This is a genomic window from Candidatus Binatia bacterium (assembly GCA_023150935.1).
Classification (GTDB): domain Bacteria; phylum Desulfobacterota; class Binatia; order HRBIN30; family HRBIN30; genus JAKLJW01.
Map to the genome: position 1 here is coordinate 1 of JAKLJW010000191.1, position 509 is coordinate 509.

The following is a 509-nucleotide window of genomic DNA, read 5'->3' on the forward strand; positions in this document are numbered from 1 at the left end:
GGTCATACCGAGACGGGCGTGGCCGAGGGCGGAGCGACGATAGAGTACCGTGAAGAGCGGGTCTGCAGACCTTCGGCCCGCAGCGAAAACGTTCTCGAAATCGCTCGCGCGGGTAAGCTTTTGTGGCCTGCGAAAACGCGCGGGCAAAATCGGCAGCGCGCAGGTCCGCTGCGCTGCTTAGGGAACCAGCCGCGTACGACCCTTGGCGCGACGGCGCTTGAGAACCAGCCGGCCGGCCTTGGTCGCCATGCGGGCGCGAAAGCCGTGCGTTCGCACGCGTTTGATCTTGCTCGGTTGATATGTGCGCTTCATGGCGAAAAAAGCCTTCTGAAAACAATACGATGGGCCGCGAGAAGAGGGCGCAAGGTTACGCAGCGGGCGCGATGGTGTCAATGCTTGCTTGCCTGTGGATAACTGCAAGACACAACGATAGACTTCCTCTCCCCTCGATTCCCGACGACAACAACGCAACCAGCCAGGGATCAACGCGTGGTGACTTCCCTATGGAG

Annotated in this window: 2 protein-coding genes; both read right to left on the reverse strand. The window is 60.9% G+C overall.

Annotation, left to right across the window (positions count from 1 at the left end):
• The coding region (locus tag L6Q96_23690; protein ID MCK6557548.1) for a ribonuclease P protein component at positions 1–147 on the reverse strand (147 nt) is incomplete at its 3' end.
• A gap of 30 nt (positions 148–177) precedes the next feature.
• Positions 178–312, reverse strand: coding sequence for a 50S ribosomal protein L34 (gene rpmH, locus L6Q96_23695; GenBank protein MCK6557549.1), 135 nt, complete (start codon positions 310–312; stop codon positions 178–180).
• Positions 313–509 lie beyond the last annotated feature (197 nt).